The 19,783-nt window shown below is 66.8% G+C and carries 15 protein-coding genes; 11 read left to right on the top strand and 4 right to left on the bottom strand.

Annotation, left to right across the window (positions count from 1 at the left end; all coding sequences use genetic code 11):
- Positions 1 to 23: 23 nt before the first annotated feature.
- The gene (locus AC1AYN_RS04865) at positions 24 to 1,499 is read right to left on the bottom strand and encodes an aldehyde dehydrogenase family protein (protein WP_476532389.1); all 1,476 of its coding nucleotides are present in this window, start codon (positions 1,497 to 1,499) and stop codon (positions 24 to 26) included.
- Between the two features lie 206 nt (positions 1,500 to 1,705).
- Between AC1AYN_RS04865 and AC1AYN_RS04860 the strand changes: the two genes are divergently transcribed.
- Positions 1,706 to 2,242, top strand: coding sequence for a GtrA family protein (locus AC1AYN_RS04860; RefSeq protein ID WP_165784846.1), 537 nt, complete (start codon positions 1,706 to 1,708; stop codon positions 2,240 to 2,242).
- Between the two features lie 246 nt (positions 2,243 to 2,488).
- Here the strand turns inward: AC1AYN_RS04860 and AC1AYN_RS04855 are convergent, their stop codons facing one another.
- Positions 2,489 to 3,916 (bottom strand): MFS transporter, encoded by a 1,428-nt coding sequence (locus AC1AYN_RS04855; protein WP_476532388.1) that lies wholly within the window; start codon positions 3,914 to 3,916, stop codon positions 2,489 to 2,491.
- A gap of 166 nt (positions 3,917 to 4,082) precedes the next feature.
- On the opposite strand from AC1AYN_RS04855, the gene AC1AYN_RS04850 reads away from it, so the two are divergent.
- From AC1AYN_RS04850 to AC1AYN_RS04840, 3 genes are all read left to right on the top strand, one after another.
- Entirely contained in the window at positions 4,083 to 4,742 is a 660-nt protein-coding gene (locus AC1AYN_RS04850) for a histidine phosphatase family protein (RefSeq protein WP_476532387.1), read from the top strand.
- Positions 4,743 to 4,891: 149 nt separating this feature from the next.
- Complete coding sequence (locus tag AC1AYN_RS04845) at positions 4,892 to 5,986, top strand: hypothetical protein (RefSeq protein ID WP_476532386.1); 1,095 nt, start codon at positions 4,892 to 4,894, stop codon at positions 5,984 to 5,986.
- 204 nt (positions 5,987 to 6,190) lie between these two features.
- Positions 6,191 to 7,675 carry a UDP-glucose--hexose-1-phosphate uridylyltransferase gene (locus AC1AYN_RS04840; RefSeq protein ID WP_476532385.1) on the top strand — a complete coding sequence of 495 codons (1,485 nt, stop codon included), beginning with the start codon at positions 6,191 to 6,193 and terminating at the stop codon, positions 7,673 to 7,675.
- Between the two features lie 34 nt (positions 7,676 to 7,709).
- Here the strand turns inward: AC1AYN_RS04840 and AC1AYN_RS04835 are convergent, their stop codons facing one another.
- On the bottom strand, positions 7,710 to 8,927 hold the full coding sequence (locus AC1AYN_RS04835) for a LacI family DNA-binding transcriptional regulator (protein ID WP_476532384.1): 1,218 nt from the start codon (positions 8,925 to 8,927) through the stop codon (positions 7,710 to 7,712).
- Positions 8,928 to 9,161: 234 nt separating this feature from the next.
- Here AC1AYN_RS04835 and AC1AYN_RS04830 point away from each other — a divergent pair, with 234 nt between their 5' ends.
- On the top strand, positions 9,162 to 10,721 hold the full coding sequence (locus AC1AYN_RS04830) for a glycoside hydrolase family 30 protein (protein WP_476532383.1): 1,560 nt from the start codon (positions 9,162 to 9,164) through the stop codon (positions 10,719 to 10,721).
- 291 nt (positions 10,722 to 11,012) lie between these two features.
- Entirely contained in the window at positions 11,013 to 12,209 is a 1,197-nt protein-coding gene (locus AC1AYN_RS04825; RefSeq protein ID WP_476532382.1) for a lactonase family protein, read from the top strand.
- A 215-nt stretch (positions 12,210 to 12,424) separates the two neighbouring features.
- Here AC1AYN_RS04825 and AC1AYN_RS04820 read toward each other — a convergent pair whose 3' ends face one another.
- On the bottom strand, positions 12,425 to 13,870 hold the full coding sequence (locus AC1AYN_RS04820) for an MFS transporter (RefSeq protein WP_476532381.1): 1,446 nt from the start codon (positions 13,868 to 13,870) through the stop codon (positions 12,425 to 12,427).
- 278 nt (positions 13,871 to 14,148) lie between these two features.
- On the opposite strand from AC1AYN_RS04820, the gene AC1AYN_RS04815 reads away from it, so the two are divergent.
- The 5 genes from AC1AYN_RS04815 to AC1AYN_RS04795 are packed head-to-tail and all read left to right on the top strand — an operon-like array spanning position 14,149 to position 19,763.
- Entirely contained in the window at positions 14,149 to 15,699 is a 1,551-nt protein-coding gene (locus AC1AYN_RS04815) for a glycoside hydrolase family 30 protein (protein ID WP_476532380.1), read from the top strand.
- A gap of 2 nt (positions 15,700 to 15,701) precedes the next feature.
- The gene (locus AC1AYN_RS04810) at positions 15,702 to 17,081 is read left to right on the top strand and encodes an ABC transporter substrate-binding protein (protein ID WP_476532379.1); all 1,380 of its coding nucleotides are present in this window, start codon (positions 15,702 to 15,704) and stop codon (positions 17,079 to 17,081) included.
- An 18-nt stretch (positions 17,082 to 17,099) separates the two neighbouring features.
- Positions 17,100 to 18,035 (top strand): carbohydrate ABC transporter permease, encoded by a 936-nt coding sequence (locus AC1AYN_RS04805; RefSeq protein ID WP_476532378.1) that lies wholly within the window; start codon positions 17,100 to 17,102, stop codon positions 18,033 to 18,035.
- Between the two features lies 1 nt (position 18,036).
- Positions 18,037 to 18,918, top strand: a complete 882-nt coding sequence (locus AC1AYN_RS04800; RefSeq protein ID WP_476532377.1) for a carbohydrate ABC transporter permease — start codon at positions 18,037 to 18,039, stop codon at positions 18,916 to 18,918.
- Positions 18,919 to 18,923: 5 nt separating this feature from the next.
- Complete coding sequence (locus tag AC1AYN_RS04795; RefSeq protein WP_476532376.1) at positions 18,924 to 19,763, top strand: hypothetical protein; 840 nt, start codon at positions 18,924 to 18,926, stop codon at positions 19,761 to 19,763.
- The last annotated feature ends 20 nt before the right edge of the window (positions 19,764 to 19,783 follow it).

Here is a 19,783-nt window from a genome sequence, read left to right as displayed (position 1 = left end):
ATGGTACGATGTACGGCCCCAGTCTAGTTCCCGGATACGCCGCCGAACCAGCCCGCCTTGGACGGGGTGAACTTCAGATTGATCTGCTTGAGCACGGTGTACTCCTTCAACCCGTCGAGACCGCCGTCCACGGTCGTGCCGCTCTGCCCGTGGGGGCTGACCGACATGCCTTGGGTGTCGTCCATATACGTGTTGACCCACATGATGCCCGTGTCCACGCCGGTGCACACGCGCAGCGCCCGGCCCATGTCCGAGGTGAACACGCCGCCGGCGAGACCGTAGCGGGTGTCGTTGGCGAGTCGGATGGCTTCGGCCTCATCCGTGAAGGTCTGCACGGTGAGCACCGGGCCGAAGATCTCCTCCTGCACGATGCGCATGTCCGGAGTGCAGTCCACGAACACGGTCGGTTCGACGAAATATCCCTGCGCGAACTCGCCCTCGGTGATCCGGTGGCCGCCGATGAGTACCTTGGCGCCTTCCTCCCGGCCGATGCGGATGTAGTCCAGCACCCGTTCCATGTGCCGCTTGGAGACCATCGGACCGAACTCGGTGTCCGGATCCATCGGCATGCCGATGCGGATTGCGGGAACGTGTTCCTCAAGCAGGTCCATCACCCGTCGGTAGGCGGTGTCCTGGACCAGCAGTCTCGAACCCGCGACGCACACCTGCCCCTGGCTGAGGAAGACGCCGAACATGAGCCGGTCGACGGCGACGTCCAGATCCGCGTCGTCGAAGATGATGAACGGCGATTTGCCTCCCAGCTCCATCGCATAGCGTTTGACGCTGGTCGCGGACTTCGCGATGATGTCCCTGCCGGTCTCGGTGCCGCCGGTGAAGGTGATCTTGGCCACGTGCTCGTTACGGGCGATGGCGGTGCCGACCTCGGAGCCGGAGCCGAGCACCAGGTTGATGCTGCCTGCGGGGAATCCGGCATCGGCCATGGCCTGGACCATCATCGCCGTGGCGACGGGGGAGAGCGACGACGGTTTGACCACCACCGTATTGCCGGCCGCCAGCGCGGGGGCCATCCCGGCGGCCGTGGTGCCCATCGAATAGTTCCATGGCGCCAGCACTGCGCACACGCCCAGCGGCTCGCGGACGGTCACGGTCATCATGTCGCCGTTCGCGGTGGAGGACCTGCCCTGCAGTTCGTGGACGAGTCCGGCGTAATAGCGGAACGCGCCGCTGGCCGCATACACGTCGTCGTATCTGGTCTCCCGGTATACGCGTCCCACGCTGTTGGTCTCGGCCGTGGCCAGTTCGTCCGCACGCTCCTCGATCAGGTCGGCGGCCTTGAGCATCAGTTCCGCGCGTTCGTCCGTGGCGAGTTCCCGCCATGACGAGCCGGGCCTGAACGCCCGTTCGGCGGCGGCGACGGCCCTGTCCGCATCCTCGGCGGTACCGAGCGTCATCGTCGCCGCCGGGCGGCCGTCGGCGGGGTTGATGATCTGCGCCGTCCTTCCGGACGGGGAATCGATCCACCGTCCATCGATATACATCCTGATGTGGTCCATGCCGTCCTCCGCCTTTCGTCGTTCGCTTTCGCATGACACCCATGCGTCATAGCCGGTGTCATAGCCATGATAGGCGCGTCGGCAATCGGCTCCCGAATGAGGAGATTGTTGGCTGACTGGCGGAGGAGCGGCCTTCCGGTCAGATGGATGGTGTTGAATGGCCCCTTGTGAGAAAACTGATCGCACAGCTTATGAAATTCGGCATCGTCGGCGTGATCGCCTTCATCATCGACTGGGGCATCCTCAACATCCTGGTCGGCGTGTTCCACATGCACAACGTGATCGCCGCCACCATCTCGTTCATCATCTCGCTGATCTTCAACTATCTGGCGAGCATGAAGTTCGTGTTCAAGCATCGTGACGACATGGCCCGCTGGATGGAGATCGTCATCTTCGTCGTGGGCGCGGTGATCGGCCTGTTCATGAACGACGCGATCATCTGGATTTCCACCTACGGCATGAACCACGACGCCTACGTCACGCAGCACGCGGAGTACCTGCTGCGCACGAACGTCGGCAAGCTGATCGCCACCGCCGTGGTGATGGTGTGGAACTTCCTCATCCGCAAGTGGCTGCTCGACGACACGCACACGAACGCGATGAACCGTCTCAAGTCCGCCGAGAACCGCCTCACCGCCGAACAGCTCGAGGAGAAGTGGCAGAACAGCTTCTCCCACAAGCTCGGCGTCTGGTCTTTGGAGCACACCCCGAAGGGCTGGCCGAAGTAGGGGACGACGTGCATGCGAGGAGGCCTGCGTGATGGACATCCATCACGCAGGCCTTTGTTTTAGGACTCTTGGCCCTCTCTGGTGTGGGGCCGTAGGCAGTCCGTCCATCCTTGGCCCCCCTCTGACGAGGGGGCTGTCCGCGTAAGCGGACTGGGGGAGAGACCATGAACGTTGCGTTCCAGCTATCTCTCCCCCAGTCTCACTGCGTTCGACAGCCCCCTCGTCAGAGGGGGCCAAGGTGTGCACTCACACTGACACTTCGGTCAAGGTGGGTTGTTCGGTGGAGGTTTTGATCTGCTTCAATCCGACGAGGGCGATCGCGAGGGAGCCGATCGCCAGGGCGGTGACGACCATGAAGCCGCCGTGCGAGCCCATGCGGTCGATGAACTGGCCGGCGATCGCCGATCCGGCGGAGGAGCCGATCGAGTTCATCGCGCCCATCCACGCCATGCCCTCGGTGAGCCGCGACGGCGGCACGAGGTGCAGCATCAGCTGGTTGCCGTTGATCCACGTGGGCGCCTGGCATACGCCAATCAGCAGGTAGATGATCATGATGACCCACAGGTGCTTCGCGAACATGAACGACCCGATGCCGAGGTTCACCACCGCGAGGCAGAAGTAGAACCGCTTCCACAGCGGAATCGTCCAGTTCTTCGCGCCGTACACGAGTGCTCCGCACAGCGAGCTGATCGAGAAGCAGGCGAACACGAATCCCGTGTACTGCTTCATATTCGACTCGGTCGCGAACGCGATGATCGAGATGCCGGCGGCCGACTGGAACGCGCCCAGGCCGAACCACGTCACGCATACGGCGATGAGTCCCGGCCCCCAGATCGACGCCTTCCGCCCGCTTTTCGCCTCCTCGATCGCGCGCATTGTTTCACGTGAAACGATTGACTCGTCAGTCACGCCCTGCGCGCGCAGCCGGCGTCGCGTCTCCTCGGCGGCGGTCTCGGCGCGCAGCGCCTCCGCCTTCGCCGCCTCGCGCGCGCGGTACTCCTTGCGCGAGATGCCTTCCGCCCTCGCGAGGTCCGATTGCGACGGCGGTTCGGTCGTGAGTTCCGTGAGGAACATCAATGCGCCGACGATCACGCACACGCCGGTGAACGAGAACGCGAGCAGGCCCGAGATCACCGCCAGCGTGGAGGCAAGCGGGTTGCCGACCACCCACATGCATTCGTCGAGCACGCCGCACAGCGACAGCGCGCGGTCGGTGCGCTCGCGGTCGCCCTTGAGCAGACGCGTCCAGCGCGCGCGGCTCATCGCGCCCCACGGCGGGATCGCGGCGAGGAGCGGCGTCAGGCAGTACAGCACCCATTCCGGCGCGCGGTTCGTGATCGACGTGGTCAGCGCGATCGCCGCGACGATCCACACGATGATCGTCGGGATCGAGACCTGCCGCTGGCCGAACTTGTCGGTGAGCTTGCCGAGCAGCGGCGTCGCGACGGCCAGCGCGATCGCCTGGAGCGCGGTCAGCAGGCCGGCGAGCGAATAGTTGCCGTAGTAATGCTGCACGGAGATCGTGATCGTCATGCCGATCATCGGGAACGGCATGCACGCGATGACGCCGCCGATCGAATACCGTGCCGTGTGCGGGATGCGCAGCAGCTCCGCATACCCGCCGAACACCTTGCCGGCGACATCCCTGATTCCGGTGATCACTGTATTGGACATACCGCACCCGCTCCTTTCCGCTCCCGATCGGATAACGTCGGCCCTCTTCGGTCGCGGCCACTCTACGCGCGCGTGCGCCGCGACACGCGGCCGTACCGCGGTAGATTGGAATACATAGTGCGAACCGTATCGCGAACCGTTCACCGATTCCCGAAGGAGGCCGGCGATGACCGCCACCACCATCCATTTCGTCCGTCACGGCAAGGTGTACAACCCCGATCATCTGCTCTACGAGCGCCTGCCCGACTTCCACCTGTCCGACGTGGGCCGCCGCATGGCCGAGGCGACCGGCGCGTACATCGCCGCGAGCCCGCAGATGAACACCGTCTCCGCCGTCTACTCGTCGCCGCTCGACCGCACGCGCGAGACCGCCGGCGCGATCCTCGCCGCGTTGAACCCGGTGCGCGAGGCGCGCGGGCAGGAACCGCTCACGCTCACGACCGACGAACGCGTCATCGAAGCCGGCAACGAGTTCCGGGGCAAGCGCATCGGCCACGGCGAGGGCGCGCTGTGGAGGAACGGCAACTGGAGGCTCGTCGCGAACCTGTGGAAGCCCAGCTGGGGCGAGTCGTACGCGCACATCGCCGCACGCGTCGGCGACTTCGCGCGCGAGAAGGTCCGCCAGCACCCCGGCGAGCAGATCATCGTCGTCAGCCACGAATCGCCGATCTGGTCGTTCCGTCATCTGCTCGAAACCGGTCACGCCGAACACTGGATGTTCCTGCGCCACACCGCGCTCGCCTCGATCACGTCCATCACGTTCGACTGCGAGACCGGCCGTGTGATGTCCATCACGTATGTCGACCCCGCCGCCGGAATCCAATAGACGCACACTAGAATCAAAGCCGATACGTGTGGCCGCTTCCCTCCCCGCGAGAGGGGAGGGTGGCCGGCGAAGCCGGACGGGTGGGGTGCCGTGCGCCGCGCACGACGGAAGGCATCGCACGCCGTCCGAACGAAACGCAAAGGAGCAAGATGACCGAACTGAACACCGCAGACATCGTGCGCGTGGCCGCCGCGCCCGCCGTGCGCGAGGCGGCGCGCGAGGCGGCGCGCCTGATCGCGCTGTGGCCGCTCACCGACGCGATGCGCATGGACAACGACGCGAAATACGGCGAGAACCTGCAGGTGCGCGTGACGCGCGCCTTCGCCCGCATCCTCACCGGCGAGGACGTGACCGTGCCCGACGCCGAATTCGTGTACGAGGGCGCGGACGCGATCCCCGGACGTCCGCAGACGATCGTCGACGCGCTGCTCGCCGCCAACGACGCCTACGACGCGCTCGCCGACTTCTCCGACACCGGCGACGCGACGCTCGTCGACGACGTCGCCGCCGACCTCGGCATCACGTGGGACGACGCCGCGTCCGTGCGCGTGCACGCGACGCTGGACGCCGTCGAAGCCGCCGTGAACGACGGCACGTTCGACGCGGGGGAGTACGCGGTCGCCGGCGACGGTACCGGCGATGGCGGCGAGACCGGCGGCGCGGCCGAAGCCGCGGACGCCGCCGGTGCCGCCGCCGTGCCGGTCGACGACGACGCGTTCGAGCCGTCGCCCGCGCTCGTCGACGCGATGGCGCACCGGTTCGCGGCCGCGCTCACCGTGTGCGACGCGCTGCTCGCCGCCGTCGAGGACGACTCCGCCACCGGGCCAGCCGCGCTGGTCACCGCCGATACACCGGTCGACGATGCCGCCGTGCGCGCCGTGCTGCCGCTGCTGCTCGTCGTCAACGAGCTGCGCGAACAGATCTCCGTGCCGCGCATCTGCCTGACCGACGTGCAGATCCGCGACCTGCTCGCCGCCCGTGCCGCCGCGCTCGCCGACGCCGCGACGGCGGCCGCGGAAGGCGCGACGACCGGCGTGGGGGACGCCGCCCTGCTCGACGCGACCGCAGCGTTCGTCGCGCCGCTCGCCGCCGCCGAATGGACGAAGCATCGCGAGGACGTGCTGTGGGACCCAGCCGAGGCGAAGAAGAAGGCGAAGGAGGAGGACGAGAAGCGCAACAAGGCCGCGCTCGCCGCCAAATTCGCGCACGTCAAGAACGACAACAAGGAGACCGTGGAGCTGTGACCGCGTGATCGCGGGTACGTATTGCGGGTACGTGGTCGCGTCCGCCGTGCCGCCGCGACGGTGCATCACGACGGTGTATCGTCGCGGCGACGGTTGTCGGAACGCCGCGCGACGACTACGATGGGGTCATCATGGCGCGACGTAGCCGGCGACGAAGTCGGCCCGGAACGCCCGCATCATTCGGCAAACGGCGGAGGGACATCCATGGCATTCACCGATCGAGACCCCATCGAGATCGACGGCGAGGCGGCGGCTCAGGCCGACGCGCTCGCCAACGTGTACGGCAGCATCGACGCGCTCATCGACTACGCGACGCGACGGCTCGAACTCGACCCGCTCGACGTGGACTGGAAGCGCAACGAGATACTCGCGATGCTCGGCCTCGCCACGTACCGCGTCACCGGCGCGACCTCCCGTGAACCGCTGACCCCGGACCGTCTGCTCGACCGGTTCCGCGACGCCATCGTCGTCGCCGGCATTTGCACGCGCGACGAGGCGCCGATCGCGTCGGACGGCGTGATGGGCCTGCTCTCCGCGAACCCCTCGACCGTGGCCCGCCGCTTCCTCGACGAGGAGCGCAACGGCGGCGGCGAGGACGCGATGCGCTGGCTGTACGACTACTGCGTGGGCAATGATTCCGTGAAGAAGAGCGAGCTCGACGCGAACCCCCGATTCGACGCGCACGGGCTTGCCTTCGTCATCGACCTCGCCAAGCCCGAGTTCGCGCAGGAGGACCCCGCCTCCGGCGACGTGTCCGGACGCTACCCCGCGTGCGGGGCGTGCCACGAGAACGAAGGCTACGCGCCGCGCGGCCGTCGCACGCTCAGGACCGTGCCGCTCACGCTCGGCGGCGACGATTGGTTCTGGCGGTTCAAGCGCTACGGCATCGTCCGCCAGCATGGCGTGTGCGCGAGCATGGAGCATACGCCGCTGATCGCCGACGCCGACATGTTCGCGCGCCTCATCGATTTCGTCGACCGGTTCCCCGGCCACTTCATCGGCTGCGACGCCGCGTCGGCGCTCCGTGGCGGCACGGCCGCCGTGCACGAGCACTACGAGGGCGGCGCCGAGCTCCTGCCGCTGCATCGCGCCGAGGCGGCGGCCACGTTCGCCGTGCCCGGTTCGTCCGACGCGGTCGTGGAGCTCCTCGACTGGCCGGGCACCGCGGTGCGCGTCGTCGCGCAGTCGGCCGGTACGGCCGTCTCCGCGTCCGAGCGCATCCGCGCCGCGTGGGTCGAGGGCGAGGGCGTTTCCGCTGGTGCTGGTGCCGGTGCCGGTGAGGGAGTCGTCCGTGACGGGGCGTCGGTGTCGGCGAGCCTCATCGCGACCGATCGCGGCTACGAGATGAACCTCATCCTGCGCGACGCCGCGTCCGGAACGGACGGCGACGTGGCGGCGGGGGAGTCGGCGCAGGCGATCATCGGAACGGATGAGATCGGACTGGCCGGCATGCAGGGACTGTTCGTGGTGCCCGGACGTCTCGCCGACGAACTGGGCGTGCTCGGCGACGCGGCTGGCGCGGCAGGCGTCGCCGGTGCCGCGGCCGGAACGGTCGAGGCGGCGCGCGACGAACTCGGCGCGACGTGCCGTCGCATCCTCGCCGGGACCGCCGTCTTCGCCGCAAGCGGCGACGCGGCGGACTTCCTCGCCTCCCTCGGCTTCGCGCGCACCGCGCAAGCCGAGGCGTGAGGCGGCGTGGCCGGCGTCCGCCGGAGGCGTTCCGTCAGCGGATGTCGGCCACGGATCCGCGGTCGATGAGGTTCGGATCCACGTACACGTGCCGTGTGGCGGATCCGGGGTTCTGGATGCGGTTGACGAGCGTCTCCAGCGCGGCCGCCGCGAAATCCTTTTCGGAGGATCGCAGCACGGTGAGCGGCCGCGAACTGGGCGTGGCGAACCCGTCGACTGAAATCAGCGAGATGTCTTCCGGCACGCGCTTGCCACGTTGTTCCAGCGTCTGCGCGAGCGCGATGGCCAGATAGTCGGAGTGGACGAGCATGGCCGTCACGCCGGAGTCGATGACCTCGTCGGCGATTTTGGCCACGCCCTTCGTGTCATACGGCTGGATGCCATCGATGATGAACGGGCAGTCGATTTCGTCGCATCCGGCGACGACGCGCCGCCATCCCTCCTGGATGAGCGGTGAGGTGGGGGTGTCGGTGAGGGCGGCGCCGATGCGGGTGTGCCCGCGTTCGAGGAAGTGCGCGGCGGCCTTGCGCACGCCGTACGGATGGTTGGTGCGCACCGAGTCCACGTAGTGCGTGGCCAGCATCGGCAGGTCGCGTTCGATGACGACGACCGGCATGTCCGCCCGGTCGATCCAATCCCATGTGCGGCGTCCGCTGTCGGCGTGCGCGTTGGGGGCGACGAGCAGACCGCAGATGGTCGAGTCGCCGGTGAGCTCGTCGAGGATCTCGTCCTCGTGCACATCCGCGTTGTAGGAGGTCTCGCGGGTGACGACGCGCAGGCCCATGCGCGAAGCCATGTCGCGCATGTGGTTGATGACGCCGGGCCAGAAGAAGCTGGGTTCGGGCAGCATGACGCCGATGGCGGGCGTCTCGTCACCGAGTTCGACGGCGTGCGCGACCGGTGTGAGGGCGATGCCGTCGGTCGCGGTGCGCTCGGAGAGCGTCGCGCCCGCGGCCGGAATGGCCGTCGCGCGCTCGGTGGCGTCGCCGACGGACATCGCGCCGCCGCGCACGCGCTTGAGCAGTCCGGCCTTGCTCAGGACGGTCAGGTCGCGTCGCACGGTGATTTCGGTGGTGTTGAGGAGCTGTGCGAGTTCGGCGACGGTGGCGACGGATTGCCGGGTGAGCAGGTTGAGGATCATGTCCTGCCGTTCGGCGGGGAGATAATCGCGTTTGCCTGTCCCCGCCGCCGTGCTCGCGTCACGCGTCGCACGCGTGGGGGTGTTCGTCGATGATGCGGTATTGCCGGTCATGGGTAGTGCTTTCCGTTCGTGATCAGCGCGTTGCGCATATGTGATCATTTATGACTTATATCGTAGTCAGCGTAGAGGAGAATCGCGAGAATATGTGTCATCGCGCGGCGACACGCTGAACACGTGTGATTGCATTTGATTAAAACTGATTGAAAGTGCTATGCTGTGATCTGTACACGGAACCGGTACGGAGACGTACCGAGCCGCATACCGCACACCGATGTAAGGACCGACATGAGCAAGTACACCAACGAATTCTGGACCGTCACCTCCGGCGACCTCACGCAGCGTCGTGAGACCTTGGCTGCGCCCGAGGTCGTGTCCGATCCGGGCGACGCCGCCAAGATCGTCGTCGATCTGGCCGATCGCAAGCAGCCGTGGCTGGGTGCCGGCGCCGCGCTGACCGACGCCGCGGCCTCCCTGATCTGGGGCTCGATGAACGCCGAGCAGCGCCACGCCTTCCTGGACGACACCTTCAACCCGGACAAGGGCGGCTTCTCCGTGCTGCGCATCCCGCTGGGCTCCTGCGAGCCGGCCGCGCAGCCGTACTACACCTACGACGACCTGCCCTTCGGCGAGCACGACAACCTGCTCACCAAGTTCTCCCTCGGCGAGGGGGAGCCGGGCGCCCCGGACGCCACCAAGGACTTCAAGTACATCATCCCGGTGCTGCTCGAGATCCTGAAGATCAACCCGTCCATCAAGATCATCGCCTCCCCGTGGTCCGCGCCGGCCTGGATGAAGAACACCGGCCACCTGTGCCAGGGCGGCCACCTGCGCTTCAACGAGTGGACCGGCAACGGCTTCGACCCGATGCACGATTCCTTCGAGGGCACCTATGCCCGCTACTTCGTCAAGTACGTGCAGGAGATGGAGAAGCTCGGCATTCCGATCTGGGGCGTCACCGTGCAGAACGAGCCGTCCAACGCGCCGAAGTGGCCGGCCATGATGTGGACCCTCAAGCAGCAGGCCGAGTTCGCCGCCAACTTCCTGCGTCCGGCGTTCAACGACACCTACCCGGAGATGCGCATCTTCATCAACGACGACTCCATGCACAACCTCAAGTGGCCGGTGCGCGACATCGTCACCCCGGACGAGGCCGCCGCCGTCGACGGTCTGACTTTCCACACCTACGAAGGGCCGTACACCAACGTGTTCAACGCCAACCGCTCCTACAGCCACTGGCTGTTCGGCATGACCGAGCGCCGCTGCATGATCGAGGAGACCCCGGAGGACGCCGCCCACATCATGTCCGGCATCATCGGCAACTGGCTGGTGCGCACCGGCGAGAGCTTCATCGCCCTGTGGAACCTCGCGCTCGACGAGCGCGGCCTGCCGAACCAGGTCGGCGCGACCGGCCGCCGCGGCGTCGTGACCATCCAGCACGAGACCGGCGAGGTCATCCGCAACCTCGAGTACTTCATGCTGCGCGCCTTCGGCCAGGACGTCGAGCCCGGCTCCGTGGTCGTCCGCTCCAGCAACTACACGCCCGACGGCTGGTCCGGCGGTCTGGGCTCCGTGGCCTTCCTCGCCCCGAACGGCGATGTGGCCGCCCACATCTACAACCCGACCGGCAAGCCGCTCGAGGCCGCGTTCACCATCTCCGGTGAGGGCAACCGCTGGCAGAAGGTCACCGTCCCCGCATGGGGCACCGTCACCGTGCACAAGGGCAACGGCGAGCTCAACACGTCCGAGGTCCCCGAGGACGGCAAGTTCGACCTCAACCCGGCGCCCACGCACCTGCTCGGCGACGTCGCTCCGGGCAAGGTCCGCGTCTGGGGCGTCGACGAGTGATCGGACGCTGACGCGACCTGCGGACGGGACCGGTGAAAGGAGGTGCCGATGAACGCCGAAACGCGCGACCGCGATGACGAGTCCCAGGACTGGTCGGCCCTGTTCGCCGGCCTGTCCGCCTGAGGCGTCCCCGGATTCCGGTCCGGGGAACGGGTGGACGCCCAAGGCGTCCAGCGAGGAAGGGGGCGATTCCCATGACGGGAATCGCCCCCTTCCTCGCGTCCGGCGTCATCGTCGTCGATGACGCCGTCTGATCGGACGACAATGAAACGGAAAAGAATGGAGAAACCGATGGAGAACCGTATGGAACGCAAGGTGACGGACATCCTGGTCGGAGGATTCGGGCCGTTGCGGCATTCCGCCTGCCCGGGCATCGAACAGCTGGTACTGGGCGTCGGAGGCGGAGACGGTGCGGGCGGCGACGGCGACGTGACGCTGCGCCATGTGCGCCTGCTGGCCGACGTGCCTTCGCCCACGTGGATGGAGGCCGTCGAGACGCCGTGCGGAGGACGCGTGCTGTTCGCCGTGCTGGAGGACACCAATGAGATGGCGTCCTTCCGTATCGAAGGCGAAGGCGCGTCGTTGCGGCTGGAGCCGTTGTCGCGCGTGCCCACGCCGGGGAACATCACCAATCATGCGGCGTATGTGGTCGACGACATGGGCCACGGGCGCATCGTCACCACCAACTACGGCGACGGGCACGTATGCGTGCATCCCGTCACGGACGACGGCGCGATCCTGCCAGCCGTGAAGACGCTATGCGGCGACGGACGAGGCCCTCTGCCGGCGCAGGAGGGACCGCACGCCCACTGGGCGCTGCCGCTGCCCGACGGACGGCTGCTCACCAGCGATCTCGGTGCGGACCGCGTGTACGTGCATCGATGGGTGCGCGGCGACCTGATGCGCGTCGGCGCGGTGGCGCTCGCTCCCGGCACCGGTCCGCGCGACCTGCACCTGCTGCCGGTCGACGGAGGTGCGGCCGCGGATCGTTGCGACTGGCGTGTGGCGGTCGTCGGCGAATGGGGCGGCACCGTGACTCTGCTGGGGCCCGACGCTGGCGCGCCCGCCGGTATCGCGGCGTTGCAGACGGTCGGTCTCGGTCCCGACGCCCTGCCGCGCCCGGATCAGGCCGCGTCGCTCGCGTTCGTGCCGGGTGTCGTGTCGGGTGTCGTGTCGGCACCCATGCCGGCGTCGGGAATCGCCGGCATGGCCTATGTGGGTCTGCGCGGCTCCGACCGCATCGTGGCATTGTCGTGGGACGGGAGGCGGCTGGGCCGTCTCGCCGCGCAGTCGGAGCCCGGCTGGCGCGGGCGCGGCGTCTACTGCGGCGGTGGCCGTCCGCGTCACATACTCGCGGTCGATGGTCTGCTGCTGGTCGCCAACGAGACCTCGGACGACGTGGCCGTGTTCCGGCTCGCCGGCGACGGCGAGCCGACGCCCGTCGCGTCCCTGTCCTCCGGTGCGCCCACGGTCTTCGTGCGGCTGTGAGCGTTCGGTTCGTCGCGTCCGTCGTTGCGGACGCGACGAACCGAACGGATGGAAACGACTAGGGGGAGGGTTCCGATCCACCGAAGGATCGGAACCCTCCCCCTAGTCATGCCGTGTGCGGGAGACCTGTGGTCAGCGGCGCCTGATGATGTCGACGATCGCTCCACCGACGGTCACGGCGACGGCGACGACAAGCACGGAAAGCAGCTGGGACATCACAGCTCGCCCTTCTCGCGGCGCTGCTCGAGGATGGCGGCGTTCCGCTTGGAGACCGCGCCGGACAGCGGGTAGAAGAACAGGAGGATGAGGGCGATCAGGCCGTTGCCGATGGCCGGGGCCAACGTGGCGACCGCGTAGATGTTGTTCAGGGTGTCGGCGCTCTGGACGACGGCCTGACCGGAGGTCGCGGTCACGTAGCCGGTGGCGGCGAGCACGACGGCGGGCAGCAGGCCGGAGAGGGCCTGGCCGATCTTGCGGGCGAACATGTAGCCGGTGTACACGGTGCCGTCCTCGCGGGTGTGGGTCTTGACCTGGATGTCGTCGATGATGTCGGTGATGAAGCTCCACACCATCAGGCCGAACACGCCGTTGCCGAAGATCGCCACGATGGACATGCCGACGAACACGTACGGGTTGGTGATGTGCATGAGGAACATGACGACGTACACGATGCAGGTGAAGGCGAGCAGGACGCCGCACACGAGCTTCTTGCCGAACTTGTCGCAGATGGACGGCATGACCGGGGCGACGATCAGGACGGGGATGTTCTGGAAGGCCAGGATGGCCAGGGCGGCGGTGTCGTTGAAGTAGTCCTTGTACAGGTAGGCGTTCACGGCGCCGGCGAACATCTGCGCGAAGATGAGCAGCAGGGCGGCGACCATGAGGGCGACCATGGCGCGGTTGGTGAACATGTACTTGAGGGACTTCCACAGCGGGACGCGCTCGGTGGCGGTCTTCTCGACGCGGATGCGCTCGACGGTGCCCTTGAGGGTGATCTGGTAGCAGATCCACAGCAGGGCGGCGAAGATGATGGCGACCCAGATGAGGACCGGGCCGTTGAGGATCTTCTTGTCGGCGCCGGTGGAATCCTTGACGGTCGTGTACATGACGAGCGGCAGGATGAAGGTCACGATGATGCCGCCGGCGGTCGAACCGAAGCCACGGCCCGCGGCCATCTCATCGCGGTGCTTGACGTTCGGCGTGGAGACGGAGGCGAAGGAGCCGTACGGCGCGGAGGTGGAGGAGTAGAAGGCGACGCCGAGGATATAGATCACGGTCATGTATGCGATGCGCGCGCCCATCGGCCAGCTGGAGACGAACGGCAGGAACGTGAGGATGATGACGGCCATCAGCGGGTAGCGCAGCGTGCGCACGAACCAGTGGTAGCGGCCGTCCTCGCGCAGCGGGGCGTGGTCGGCCCAGACGCCGGTGCCGAAGTCGGTGAAGGCGGAGATGATCTTGCCCCAGAAGATGATGAGGCCGGCGACGATGGGGTTGATGCCCAGTGCGTCGGTCATATAGATGAGTGCGTAGTTGGTGACCAGCTGGAAATAGAAGCCGTTGCCGATGTCTCCCATGGCGTAGGCCACGGGTTCGGTTTTCTTGAACGGCGGGTTCTCCACGACCTTCGTGGCCGTGGCGTCAGCGGTTGCAGCCGTCATGATGGTCCTTTCTTCGGGATTTCTTCCTTGTGTCGCGTCAGGTTGCGCCCTCCCAGCGTCCTCGGTGCGGTCTCGAACGTCCTCGGTCGTCGGGCTTGTGACAACGATCAATATATCACAAATAATCAGTCCTGTGATTGAAAGTGATAAAAAAAGATAGAAAAAGATTGTTGGCGGCGTTTCTTGTGTATACTGGAAGGCAATGCGACACAGCGTGGCGCGACGCGGTTCAAAGAAGTCGGAACCAATGCGCCAGTAGGCACGAAGGAGTGGTCAGGATGACCCATACAGCACATATCCCCGTCCATGAATACTGGACGCGCACGAGCGGTGATCTCGCCGACCGCCGCACGCCGATTGACACCCCAGTGATCGAACATGATCATGGAGACGCCGTGCCGATCGTCATCGATCCGACCCGCCGCTACCAGATGTGGGAGGGCGTGGGCGCCGCGATCACCGACTCCTCCGCGTCCCTGTTCATGAACTCGATGAACGCCGGGCAGCGCCACGCCATCCTTTCCGAGATGTTCGACCCCGAGCAGGGTGGCTTCTCCTCCGTGCGCATCTCCATCGGCTCCTGCGACTTCTCCAGCCAGAAGTACTACTCCTACGACGACCTGCCCGAAGGAGTCGCCGCCGACGCCGCCCTCCAGTACTTCTCCATCGGCGAAGGCGAGCCGGGCGCTCCGGACGCCACCCGCGACCTGAAGAACGTGATCCCCGTCCTGCAGGAGATCATCGCCATCAACCCGGCCGTCAAGATCATGGCGTCCCCCTGGTCCGCGCCCGCCTGGATGAAGACCTCCGGCGTGCTCTCTGGCGCGGGGCGGCTGCGCCTCGGCGAATACGTGGGCAACGGCTACCGCTACCAGGACACCATCGACTACGTGTACGCCCAGTACTTCGTGAAGTTCATCGCTGCCTACGCGAAGTACGGCATCCACATCACCTCCGTGACCATGCAGAACGAGCCGAGCAACGGCTGCCCGTGGCCCATCACCGTATGGACGCCCGAGGAGCTCGCCCGATGGGGCAGCGAATACCTGCGCCCCGCGCTCGACCGCACGTTCCCCGACGTCGAGATCTACTTCGGCGACGACTCCCTGCGCTTCTTCCAGCGCCCCGTCTCCGAGTACATGACACCCGCCCAGGCGAACGCCTTCGCCGGCGTCGCCTTCCACACCTACTCCGGGTTGCCCGAGTGGGTCCACAACGGCGCGCGCCAGTTCCCGCAGTGGAAGGTCGCGATGACCGAACGCCGCTGCATGCTCGACGAGACCGTCGACGAGGCCAGCCACGTGATGTTCGGCGAGATCGGCACCTGGCTCGTGCGCAACGGCATGGGACTGATCAACCTGTGGAACATGGCGCTCGACGAGCAGGGCTTCCCGAGCTACGCCGGCACCTCCGGCCGCCGCGGCGTCATCACCATCGACTCCTCCACCGGCAAGGTCAAGCGCAACCTCGAATACTTCATGCTGCGCAACCTCGCCCAGAACGTGCGCGTCGGCTCCCACCGCATCGCCTCCACCAACCACACGCGCGACGGCCGCCACGGCGGGCTCGGCTCCGTCGCCTTCGCCGACGACGCCACCGGCGACATCACCGCCGTCCTGTACAACCCCACCGGAACCGACATCGAGGCGGCCGTCACCGTGGGCGGCACCGGCGCGCGCTGGCAGAAGGTCGCCGTCCCCGCCTACGGCACCGTCAGCCTCGTCAAGTCCGATCACGAGATCAACGTCACGCAGGCGCCGGCCGACGACGATTTCGAAATCACGTACACGCCGTACCCGGCCGACGACCACGACGAGACCCTGTTCTGACCATGGCGCGCCTACACAGGAACTGGTTCACGCGGGCGATCGCAGCCCTGGCCGCATGCGCGGCCGGGCTGTCGCTCGCCGCATGCGGGGCCGCCGGCGCCACCGCCGACGGGCGTAACCCCGACGGGAGCGTCACCATCAGCATGGCCGGATGGACGCTCGCCACGCGCCCGGAATTCCAGGCGCTGGCCCGCGCCTACGAGAAGACGCATCCGGGCGTCCGCGTCGACGTCAAGGAGTACAGCGCCGACGACTACGACAAGCAGCTCATCGCCGACCTGTCCGCCGGCAAGGCCCCCGACGTCTTCCCGATGAAGAACCTGAAGATGTACCACACCTACGCCGCGCCGGGCGCGCTCGCCGACCTCACCGACGTGGCCGCACGCTACCGGGACGACGCGAACCTCGCCGTCGCCAAGGACTACGTGATTGACGGGCGGACCTACGCCATGCCGTATCGTGTCGACGCGACCGTCCTCTACTACAACCGCACGATGCTCGCCGCCGCCGGCGTGGACGCGCCGGACGGCTCCTGGACGTGGGACGACTACCTCGCCATCTGCCGCGAACTCAAGCGCAAGCTGCCCGCCGCCGGCTACAAGGACACCTACCCGACATACCACCACACGTCGTTCCAGGCGATTCCGCAGGCCATCGCGCTCGCCCAACAATCCAAGGGGCGTGACGTGGCGGGGCAGAACAGGCTGTTCTTCTCCGGCGACTACTCGTATCTGAAGCCGATGTACCGACTGTTCCTGACGATGCAGCACGAGGGGCTCACCCTCTCCTACAACACGGTCTCCGCCTCGAAGACCACCTACCAGTCGCAGTTCGGCACCGAGAAGGCCGCGTTGCTGCCGATGGGCACCTGGTACATGGGGCCGCTCGCCGACCAGCAGAAGAGCGGTGAGGCCGACACGTTCGAATGGGGCGTGGCCCCGCTGCCGCAGCGCACCGGCAGGACGCTGGACCAACCGGTGACCTACGGCGACCCGACCGGCTTCGCGGTCTCCGCGAACGCGCCCTCCGCCAGGATGAAGGCAGCCAAGGAGTTCGTCGCCTGGGCCGCCGGCGAGCAGGGCGCGCAAGTGACCGCGGCCACCGGATCGGTGCCCGCCTACACCTCCGATGCGGCACTCGACGCGTTCTTCGCCAAGCGGGGACTGCCCCGCGACGACCAGTCGCGTGAGGTGATCCGCAGATCCGTCATCAAACAGGAGAATCCGGTCGGCGAGGCCACGCAGGTCATCCAGGACGAGCTCAACATGGCCCAGTCGTCGATCATGTCCGAAACGAAGACGCCCGACGAGGCGCTCGCCAAGGCCGAACACGCAATCGCCAACACCGGACTGCTGCCCGGCGACGCCGGCGGCGAGGACTGAACGGGGAAGGAGAGCATCATGACCGAACCGAACGCCGCTCGGAACGCCGTCGACGCGCGCGACAACTCGCGCCACGTCAACCGGCTGCGCAACCGCAACATCCGCAACGGGCTCATCTTCATCGCGCCGAACTTCATCGGCTTCTTCATCCTGATCCTCATCCCCGTGGTCACGCTGTTCTACACGTCGTTCACCAAGTGGAGCGCGCTCGGCGACCCCGTGTTCAACGGCGTGTGGAATTGGCGGCGCCTGTTCACCGACGAGAACTTCTGGGACGCGCTGCGCAATACGCTCTACTACGCCGTGGTGCACATCCCGCTCACGCTCGCCATCGCGTTCGGTCTCGCCGTGCTGCTCAATTCGAAGATCAAAGGACGCGCGTTCTTCCGCACGGTCGCGTTCTTCCCGTACGTGACCGCCATCGTGGCCGTCGCGCAGGTGTGGAGCATGATGTTCGACCCGAAGGCCGGACTCGTCAACCAGTTCCTCGGCCTGTTCGTCGGGGCGCAGAACGTGCCCGGCTGGCTGTCGGACACGCATTGGGCGATGCCCGCCGTCATCATCGTCGGCACATGGCGCGAGGTCGGCTATTTCATGATCCTGCTGCTCGCGGGTCTGCAGACCATCCCCGGCGAACTGTACGAGGCCGCCAAGATGGACGGCGCGAACGCGTGGCAGCGTTTCTGGCACGTCACCGTGCCGTGCATGCGCCCCACGCTGTTCTTCGTAACCGTCACGCTCACCATCACCTCGCTCAAGATCCTCGACCTTACGCTCGTCATGACCAACGGCGGTCCCGGCACCTCCACGCTCGTGCTCGCCCAGTACGTGTACCGCGTGGCGTTCGAACGCGCCGACTTCGGCTACGCCTCCACCGTGTCGCTGGCCCTGTTCTTCATCTGCCTGGCCGTCACGCTCGTGCAGTTCTGGTACAACAACGCGAAGGAGAAGTGAGATGAGCCAGCAGATCCGCCCCCTGTCCGCCGACGTGCCGTTCAACGTGCACCGGCCCTCCCTCGCGCGCATCGTCGGCATGATCCTCGGCTATGCGGCCATGGTCGTGGTCAGCGTGTTCGTGGTCCTGCCGTTCGTATGGATGGTGCTCGCCTCCCTCAAGAACAACAACGAGATCTACATGGTGCCGGTCCGCTGGCTGCCCGAGACCTGGCACTTCGAGCACTACCTGCAGATCTGGCAGAAGGCCGACATGCTCGGCTGGCTCGGCAACACCGTGTTCTTCGCGCTCGTCGTGACGTTCCTGCAGGTGTTCACCGGATCGTTCGCCGCCTACGGCTTCTCGAAGATCAACTTCCCCGGCCGCAACACGCTGTTCCTCATCTACGTGGCCACGATGGCCGTGCCGTGGCAGGCATACATGATCCCCCAGTTCAAGATGCTCTCCATCGTCGGACTGAACGACACGCGATGGTCGATCATTCTGCTGCAGGCGTTCGGCGCGTTCGGCGTGTTCATGATGAAGCAGTTCTACGATACGATCCCGGACTCGCTGTCCGAGGCCGCCCGGCTTGACGGGCTGAGCGAATTCGGCATCTACCGGCGCATCATCCTGCCGCTGTCCGGCTCGTCGATCGCCGCGCTCGCGATCATCACGTTCACGAACACGTGGAACGACTACATGGGTCCGCTGCTCTACCTGCGCTCTCCCGACCTGTACACCATCCAGCTGGGGCTGAAGACCTTCATCTCCCAGTACGACGCCGACTACGCGATGATCATGACCGGCTCGGTCCTCTCCGTCCTGCCGATCCTCGTGGTCTTCCTCGCCGGGCAGAAGCAGTTCATCGAAGGCATCGCGACCTCCGGCATGAAGGGATGATCGCGATGACGACACGCATCCGGCACTCGCGGCTCACGGCCGACGCGTTCCTCGCCGTGGCGAACACGGTGTACCTGCTGCTCGCCATGTCCGTGCTGACGCTGGTCGGCTGCCTGCCGATGGCGCTCGCGTTCGCCTTCGCGCCCGGCTTGGCCTTCTACCCGCTGTATCTTGCCGCAGGCGCGTTGTGCGCGCCCGGCATCGCCGCCGCGTTCGCCATGTTCCGCGACCATCCGGTGTTCGTGACCGACTCCCGGCGGGCCGCGCTCGACGCGTTCGATGGTGCCGGAGCCGGAGCCGGCGACGGTTCCGCCGCTTCCGCGCTTCCCGGGTGGATCGCCGCCCCCTACGTGCCTGGCGGCGTCTCCGTCGCCGTGTTCCGGCCGTACGCCGCGGCATGGCGACGTCTCGCGCCCCGCGCGCTCATGATCGGCGCGACGTTCGCGCTCATCGAATTCCTCGCGCTCTATGACGCGCAGCTGCTCGTGCAGGTCGCCTGGGGGCGGCTGCTGGCGCCCGCGGCGCTCGTCGTCGCAGCGGTCTCCGTCGAGGCGTCGCTCGTCGCGCTGAACCTCATGGTCGAATTCCCGAAGGCCCGTTGGCGCTCGCTGCTGCGCAACGGCTACCTGTGCGGTGTGCGACGGCTCGTCATACTCATCGCCAACACCGCAGTGATCGTCGTCTACGCGTGGGGGCTGACCCGCAGCCCGATCCTCGTCGGCGTGCTCGCCACCGGTGTCGTCGTCTTCCTGCTGTGGGCGGGCTCCCGCTGGCAGTCGCGGCCGCTCGCGCTCGCCATGGCGCGCGAATCCGCGGACCGCAGGATCGTCGCGCTGTATGACTGACGCATCCGGATCCGCCCGTC

It is taken from the genome of Bifidobacterium sp. LH_413, assembly GCF_056357015.1.
Note: the sequence above shows the minus strand (reverse complement) of the source record. Positions and strands in the feature narration are given on the sequence as shown.

Excerpts from the sequence above, each read along its gene's own strand:
- AC1AYN_RS04865 (WP_476532389.1), bottom strand. The coding sequence starts at position 1,499 with ATGTATATCGATGGACGGTGGATCGATTCCCCGTCCGGAAGGACGGCG.
- AC1AYN_RS04860 (WP_165784846.1), top strand. The coding sequence starts at position 1,706 with ATGAAATTCGGCATCGTCGGCGTGATCGCCTTCATCATCGACTGGGGC.
- AC1AYN_RS04855 (WP_476532388.1), bottom strand. The coding sequence starts at position 3,916 with ATGTCCAATACAGTGATCACCGGAATCAGGGATGTCGCCGGCAAGGTG.
- AC1AYN_RS04850 (WP_476532387.1), top strand. The coding sequence starts at position 4,083 with ATGACCGCCACCACCATCCATTTCGTCCGTCACGGCAAGGTGTACAAC.
- AC1AYN_RS04845 (WP_476532386.1), top strand. The coding sequence starts at position 4,892 with ATGACCGAACTGAACACCGCAGACATCGTGCGCGTGGCCGCCGCGCCC.
- AC1AYN_RS04840 (WP_476532385.1), top strand. The coding sequence starts at position 6,191 with ATGGCATTCACCGATCGAGACCCCATCGAGATCGACGGCGAGGCGGCG.
- AC1AYN_RS04835 (WP_476532384.1), bottom strand. The coding sequence starts at position 8,927 with ATGACCGGCAATACCGCATCATCGACGAACACCCCCACGCGTGCGACG.
- AC1AYN_RS04830 (WP_476532383.1), top strand. The coding sequence starts at position 9,162 with ATGAGCAAGTACACCAACGAATTCTGGACCGTCACCTCCGGCGACCTC.
- AC1AYN_RS04825 (WP_476532382.1), top strand. The coding sequence starts at position 11,013 with ATGGAGAACCGTATGGAACGCAAGGTGACGGACATCCTGGTCGGAGGA.
- AC1AYN_RS04820 (WP_476532381.1), bottom strand. The coding sequence starts at position 13,870 with ATGACGGCTGCAACCGCTGACGCCACGGCCACGAAGGTCGTGGAGAAC.
- AC1AYN_RS04815 (WP_476532380.1), top strand. The coding sequence starts at position 14,149 with ATGACCCATACAGCACATATCCCCGTCCATGAATACTGGACGCGCACG.
- AC1AYN_RS04810 (WP_476532379.1), top strand. The coding sequence starts at position 15,702 with ATGGCGCGCCTACACAGGAACTGGTTCACGCGGGCGATCGCAGCCCTG.
- AC1AYN_RS04805 (WP_476532378.1), top strand. The coding sequence starts at position 17,100 with ATGACCGAACCGAACGCCGCTCGGAACGCCGTCGACGCGCGCGACAAC.
- AC1AYN_RS04800 (WP_476532377.1), top strand. The coding sequence starts at position 18,037 with ATGAGCCAGCAGATCCGCCCCCTGTCCGCCGACGTGCCGTTCAACGTG.
- AC1AYN_RS04795 (WP_476532376.1), top strand. The coding sequence starts at position 18,924 with ATGACGACACGCATCCGGCACTCGCGGCTCACGGCCGACGCGTTCCTC.